Annotated in this window: 4 protein-coding genes; all 4 read left to right on the forward strand. The window is 36.9% G+C overall.

Features of this window, described 5'->3' with window-relative positions:
- The first annotated feature begins 1049 nt into the window (after window positions 1-1049).
- The 4 genes from R7E78_RS17005 to R7E78_RS17020 all read left to right on the forward strand — a co-directional run bounded on the left by R7E78_RS17005 (window position 1050) and on the right by R7E78_RS17020 (window position 6447).
- Complete coding sequence (locus R7E78_RS17005) at window positions 1050-1244, forward strand: hypothetical protein (protein ID WP_318058088.1); 195 nt, start codon at window positions 1050-1052, stop codon at window positions 1242-1244.
- A complete protein-coding gene (locus R7E78_RS17010) occupies window positions 1231-2802 on the forward strand; it encodes a hypothetical protein (RefSeq protein ID WP_318058089.1) in 1572 nt (523 codons plus the stop codon). Before R7E78_RS17005 ends, R7E78_RS17010 begins: the two co-directional genes overlap by 14 nt.
- A 740-nt stretch (window positions 2803-3542) precedes the next feature.
- A complete protein-coding gene (locus R7E78_RS17015) occupies window positions 3543-4355 on the forward strand; it encodes a hypothetical protein (RefSeq protein ID WP_315874183.1) in 813 nt (270 codons plus the stop codon).
- A gap of 4 nt (window positions 4356-4359) precedes the next feature.
- Complete coding sequence (locus tag R7E78_RS17020) at window positions 4360-6447, forward strand: hypothetical protein (protein ID WP_318058090.1); 2088 nt, start codon at window positions 4360-4362, stop codon at window positions 6445-6447.
- The last annotated feature ends 535 nt before the right edge of the window (window positions 6448-6982 follow it).

The raw sequence follows: 6982 nt of genomic DNA on the forward strand, positions 1-6982 counted from the left end.
ATTTTAGGATCGCAACCGCTAGACACTGGTGATTATAGGCACATCTAGCACCTCAACTATGGTGATTTTGGGATCGCTCATCGCCTAAGGCTGGTGATTGTCGGACATCCAGTCCTGAATTATGGTGATTTTGGTATCACAATCGCTAAACACTGGTGATGATAGGTACATTTAGCACCTGAACTATGGTGTTTTTAGGATCGCTCATCGTCTAAGTCTACGACGATAGGAACTAACACAGTACAAATCCCTATGAGTGGACTTCGTACACTCAAAAGCTCCTCCATCAAAATCCTAGTTCTAAAATCCATAAAAGATCCTACTGGTTACAAAGGTTACATTTTTCGAATGTGAAAATTGTAACCGAAAAATGAATATAAAACAGATGCTTATATGTTGCTTATAAACAGGTTACATTTTCCGAAAAAAAATGTAACCGCTGAAACCCTTACAGGACAAGGCTTATAGCCAATTGGTTACATTTTCCTACCCATTCTTATTAAATAAATAGTGAAGATAATAAAAATAGTAGAGGTGTAGAATCACTGATTTTGGCCTAAAATGTAACCTTTATAGTTAAACGTCTGATTTTTAAGGTTATATTGAGTTACATTTTATTAAAGTCGGCTGTAACTCAACGTAACTTTTGTAACCCGTTTTGTATCTGCGTGAATTATATAGGAGTTTGCGGTTACATATTTTTGTAACCTCCTCCCCGCCAAGAGAAAAAACACTCAATTTTATTTTTCCAATTTTTGTTGGTAGTATTTCATTGTTGCTTTGATTGTTGTTGAGGTGGTTCTCGATAATATGCAACTATCTCTCGTTTTTGGCTTGGGATTATAGATTGAACATTAGATACCCGCTCCTGAGTGGGTATTTTTTTTCCTAAATTTTTTCATTTTTATTTCATATGCGTTTGACATTAAGGAATGAAAATTACTAACCTTTTTTTTGTGGGCACAAATTGATTGTAATTTTAACCACTGCCGAGGGGCTAACCATCTCTCGTTTATTAATCTATAAATCCAAAAACTAAACGAATAATAATGAAAAACACCTCTTTTGGCGGTAATTCCGCATCCCAGAATCAACTAACTGAACTCATGAAGGTCAGAATAACCTCTGATCAGAAAAACTGGCTTAAAACACAAACTAATGCATCTAAGTTAATCAGGGGTGCGATTGATGAGTTAATGAAAAAGTCTTTAAATAGAGTTGGTGGTGATCATGGAAATGCTTAATAATGTTGTATCTATTGAAAACACGATAGATAAAGTAGATGCGCAAACTCTTAAGCTTGCAAATGAAATCAAATTCGAAATCAATAAACTTCTAGGTGTTACCGAATCAGAGTCTGTAGATTGGTTAGATATCCCTATTGATTACCTCGCCTTACATAATCAATTGAAAGGTTCGTTCTATTCGAGTGTTAATCGACGCATTTATTTAGTTAATGAGGATGGTTCTCTTATTCAGTTTGATGCAAGTGAGGCAATATCAGCCTTAACACGACGATATGGGGCAGCTATAGATGATTTGAAACTGGAGGATATTGTTGAAGACCGTGTTCGTCGGATCACCAATGGAAATGCAGAACGAAAGTCACTTTTAAAAAAAATTTCTGAGGTTCCATCAAAGTCTTTAATCAGCTTCATTAAATATTATTCACAACGAGATAAAATTAGTATTGAAGTGGATATTTTTGCTGAAGACAGTTATATAAGATTAACTCCTGATTCAGCAATTATCAGATTCAATCATATTCCGTATGAATGTAAGGTCTCAGAAAATAACCTTATAGATGATATAATCAGTGATTATAAAATGCATTTTCCTGAATTAGATGATCTTCTAAAATTAATTGTAGCGAGTCGTTTTGCTAGAGATAGAAAAAAATGTTATCTGTGGCTAAAGTGTCAATCAGATTGGGGAAAAGGATTTTTGAGTGGGGTTCTATCTGAGCTTGGCTTGGTCGTTCATACAAGTGTGAACGAAATTGAGAGAATGATGTCAGGGGCACCCGTTGCAAAAGACTATCCTGCATTTAAACGTGCTCTAATTCTCTGGATTGATGAGTTTAAGTCGATCAAATCTGAGGTAAAAGAGCTGTGCTCCAGCATTAATATTTCTCCTAAAAATCAACTTAGTGTAACCGTCCCTCTGTATACAAAACTCTTCACCTCAGATGAAGGGGTGAGTTCAATGGCAAATGAATACGGAATAGAAGATCAGTTTGCCAATCGATTCAGTTTGATTGAGGTAGACGGCAATATCGAAACGCGTTCTAAATGGCTAGAGGTAGGCAAAGCCGTTTACGCTGATAACGTCGGTAGTTATGCAGCAAACACCATTAATAAAATGATTGATGAACTCAGAGCCTTAGGTGAAATCGAAGCCTCTATTGAAGCAGACAAAATCATCGCTGAGTTTGTTTCAAAATACGGAATAGATAAGAAGTTTAGTCGTCTGTCTAGTAGTCTAGATATGGTGGTTTCAGAAATCTCTTCTTATATCTATGAACGTTACAAAAGTCATCCATCAGCGATGAAGATTGAAGGGTATATTTATCTCAGATCTGCAAGCAAAGAGGTCAGTAATATAATAACAGATATTTTCGACAAAAGCATGGCAGGAACATACATCAAAAAGAAAGACCAGATTATTAAAAAATTGAGTTTGTCTGGAGAAGGTGTAAAGGTTGTAAAAATTGATGGCACAACGGTACGCGCTGTTATCGTAAGAAAACCTGAAGATTTCGATTTTAATCTACCTCCAGAGTCGAGCGAACCGCCATGCTAAAGCAAAAAAAAGCCTCCTTAAGTGGAGGCTTTTTTTTGGATTAATTCTTTAGGTAGTTTATGAACATGAATTCTTCCATTTTTAGTCTTATGTATTATGTGGCTCTTAAACAGATACTCTATAATACTTTGTCTGTTATTATTTATTTTTAGCATCATTAGTTTTTATTTTATGTTTGAATTTTCTTGTGTGTTGCGGTAGATGTTTTTGTATAAATAACTCTAGTTGATATTCTGGAATATTTATACAAATCGAAGCATCCTTTTTCGATATACCAAATCCGCTTTTAAATAGTTTTGTTAGATGTTTATTTTAGAATCCTCTTGATTTATATATATCAATTATTTCCTTGAATTCTAGCAGTTGATTTTCATATTTCGACTTCAATCTATTAACCTGAGTAGGCTTAAGTCTACCACCCTCGATCTTTCCCAAAACCAACTTCAAAAACTCTCTTTTTTGCGCTTCATTGAGGTTAAGGTGATCAATAGAAACTTTCTTTTTAGTCATAACATTTATTCGTTTCTCATTAATTATAGTAACCAAATTTCTTTGATTCAAATATGTGAATTTGTGTAGTTTAAAAAATATAGTACCATTAAGTTAGGTGGAAAAAGAAATTGTGGAGGCACGTCCAGATTGTTTACATTTTTGCATCCGCAAACAACAATCTCGTGCTTTAAGGGGTGCCCTTAAAAATCCCATTTATTGTCTCCGCCAATAAAATATAAATAACGATTATGACAAATAAAGAGAGTCAAAATAAACAAAAGAAAAAGAAGGAGGCATTAAGTAAAGTTATTGGCTTTAGAATCGATAATAACTTAAAGGAAGAATTAGAGCCTCTTTTGATTAATGAGGAAAGCTTCAATATCTTTGCTAGGAGAATGATTGATGTTGATAGAATAGTTCCTCCTATTGATGTATCTAGAGAGCTGATGGCTGTGTCTATTTTGGAAATTGAAAAGTCTCACTTTGATTCATTTTCAAAGATATTTTGGGGGATGATTAATAATGAAGAATCAATACAATCAAAAGTCGATTTTCAGCTAACAAATTACCTAATCTGTCTTAGAAAAATATGTCACCTTCTTACAGTGCATAACTCAACGCTTCCTAAGCCAGAATCTTCGATTCGATACCTCGGTAATAAAGGCGATGATTTTGTATCTGAAGGTGTTATTTTTGATGAGGATGTAGAGGAAAAAAACAGCACAAGTTCTGTTGTTTGTTTTAGAGTCACCGACTCGCTCTACAGCCAACTATATGACAAGGCAGTCGGGACTGAATCTGTTCAACAACTATGCAAATTAATGCTAAAACCTGACTACAAAATCCAACCTGTAGATCTTGGTTACATTAACCTAATTCTTAAGACTGAGCGGTTCTATTATTCACGCCTAAATAGTGTTGGTAGAGCGTTAATAACACTAGAAGAAAGGTATTCTGGTTTAGATATGAAATTTGTGCTCATTTATAGACAAATGTCAGCTCTAAAATTTTTGATGGAGGAAAGCCTTGGTCAGCACATAAAAGTAGTTAAAAAGAAATAACCAAATGATTATTAGATTTTCAACGCGTATTAATGGCATCGGTGACTACCTTGTGAACGGCAGGGTTAGAACCACAGGTGTGCATCGAGATGAGTACGATACACGAGTTCCAATTCATGGCTCATTAGAGGCCATCGAGCGTGACGCAAATTGGATTACAAAATACAGAAGCAAATGGGATGGAGCGTACAAGCACATTACTATCAGTTTTGATGAGACAGATATAAAAAAATACAGCGAAATACCGACTAGTGAGCAGTATGAGATGCACAAGGCTATTGTTGATGAGGTGCTTCGCGCAAATGTTCCTCATCGTGATCTTGATGAGCTTAACTATTATGCAGAAATGCATATCCCTACCAGAAAGTACATGCTCGATGAAAATGGTCAGCGTCGCAAGCCTCACCTACATGTTGCTGTATCTCTCCTTGATCATAAGACTCAGAAAAAATTAGAGTTTTATAATCCTAATGATTTGTCATATCACTCGGCTGTTCAATCAGAAATTAATGCACGCTATGGGTTTTTAGACCCAGTTACGGTTATGGAGAGAAACGCAGAACAACAAATTGACCGAGTTACGCCTGTAAAGGGTAAGAGTACTAGCCACAAGGTTAGGCAAGCTTTGATCGAGCATCTACAAACTTGTAAACCTAAAACTGGAGAAGAACTAACCAAGTCTCTTATGGAGTTTGAGCATATTGCTCCCATCTCATCACCGATCACGCCTGTCGCAACCAAAGGCACTAAAGGCAATCGCTATCTGAAGATTAAGATAAATAGCAAGAAAGTTCGTGGTCGTAAAGGGGAGTGGTGCTCACTAAATGTGAGAGGTGAGGGACTGGAATTTTTAGAGTATCTCTATGACAAGTATCGTGTTGACTCGTCCAATGAAGCAACGATTGATGAGTCTGTCAGAAGGTTTAAGAGCGAATTCATGAGTGATACAACCTCACCGTTTAGCAAAAATCTGCTAACTTCTGTTTTCTCAGATAAGATTGAGCCTAAGCTTTCTGCTAAATCTCGCCGTAAGCGAATTGATGGTGAACTCAATTCTGGAGCAAACTTCCGAGTAGATCTTAGAGATAATCATGAGTATCGCCGCAATCTAATCGACGAAAAAAGAAAAAAATTTCTATCTAAATCACCTAATCGTTCCACAAAAGAACGTGAGGAACAGGTGAGGAAAAATAAGCAATTAGCTATTGATGAGAGTCGCAGATTTATTAGGGAGTTAACTAGGCAACAAAGACAGTTTTACTGTATTTACAAGACCAACATCGATAAAGGTTTTGTTGAGGATGGTAAGTTTTTCAAACCTCGTGAAAACCCAGATCAGAACCATTTCTATAGTAAGAAGTGGGGGTGTTACATCATCGATCATGGAGATATGATCACAGCCGACACATCCTCTAAATCACCTCTCGATAAAATTGCTGCCCTAATGGTGCAACAGGGTCTAGCTAAAGGTTGGGCGTTGGACAGCATACAAGCAACTGAAGGCTCAAGCGATGAGTTTAAGGCTGCTGTAGCTCGCGCAGTGGAAACACAGAGAAAAGGTTTACTCTCAGATGAAGTGCAAGAGCTAAATGTCAGAACTACAAAACTAACTACTCACTCAAGGTATAGAGAGCCACCAAAAAATCTATACACAGACCGTTTTGAAAAGGAGTTGTCAGAGCGTGTAAATCGTAAGGCGGGAGCTATTTGTAGTCACGCTAAAAGCGCCGTTACTTCTGAAATGATTAAAGCCATCCTTGAACGATTTAAGCCTCTTGGTCGCGCTCCTGATTTTGATACTCTTCAATTTGAACGTAATGATAAAAATCACCTAATCATTATTGTTGGTGGTCGTCGTTATAATGCTATAGATCTGCTGAACAAGGTTATGGGCATCTCAGTTAGTGATGCTGTGGACGAAATCAGCAGACAAATTGAGTTAGCTAAACCGCAAGAGAAGGAGGTATTAGACGATAGTACTGACAGAGGGATCGGCGGTGGCTCTGGACAGAATACTACCCCCGAACCAGAACCTAAGTCAGCACCTGCCAAACCTGAACTACAATTAAAAAATCCCCTAAAAGTTGGCTGATAAGTATGGGGATCTAAACCAGAGAGATTCAGTGCTTAATCTGAGAGTAGTAAGGTGTTTTCGTAATTGATGTAACAAGCAGAAATGGAGTTGAAGAAATCCGTTTTGTTGTTAATAAAAAGAGGCGTTACGCCATAGGTTTTGTTAGAGATGTAACTGGTTGTCATCTCGATGAAGCCATTAGATAGGCTTATGTGCATACATTTGCTGACCCTAGAGGATGGAACACAAAACTGCAATATTAGCGTTAACCCCCGAAATAACTAAGTATTAACTACTTGAAATAGCTTACATTCTATTTGTTAATTTAACAATTTCGCTGAGGTGTATCGCGAGATGGCAGAATTTTCACTAGTGAAAAAATCGGTGGTTTAACAGTTTCGCTGAGATATAGCGCGAGATGGCAGAATTTTCACTAGTGAAAAAGTCGATGGTTTAACGATTTTGCTGAGGTGTATCGCGAGATGGCAGAATTTTCACTAGTGAAAAAGTCGATGGTTTAACGATTTTGCTGAGGTGTATCGCGAGATGGCAG

This window comes from Vibrio sp. YT-19(2023) (assembly GCF_033337395.1).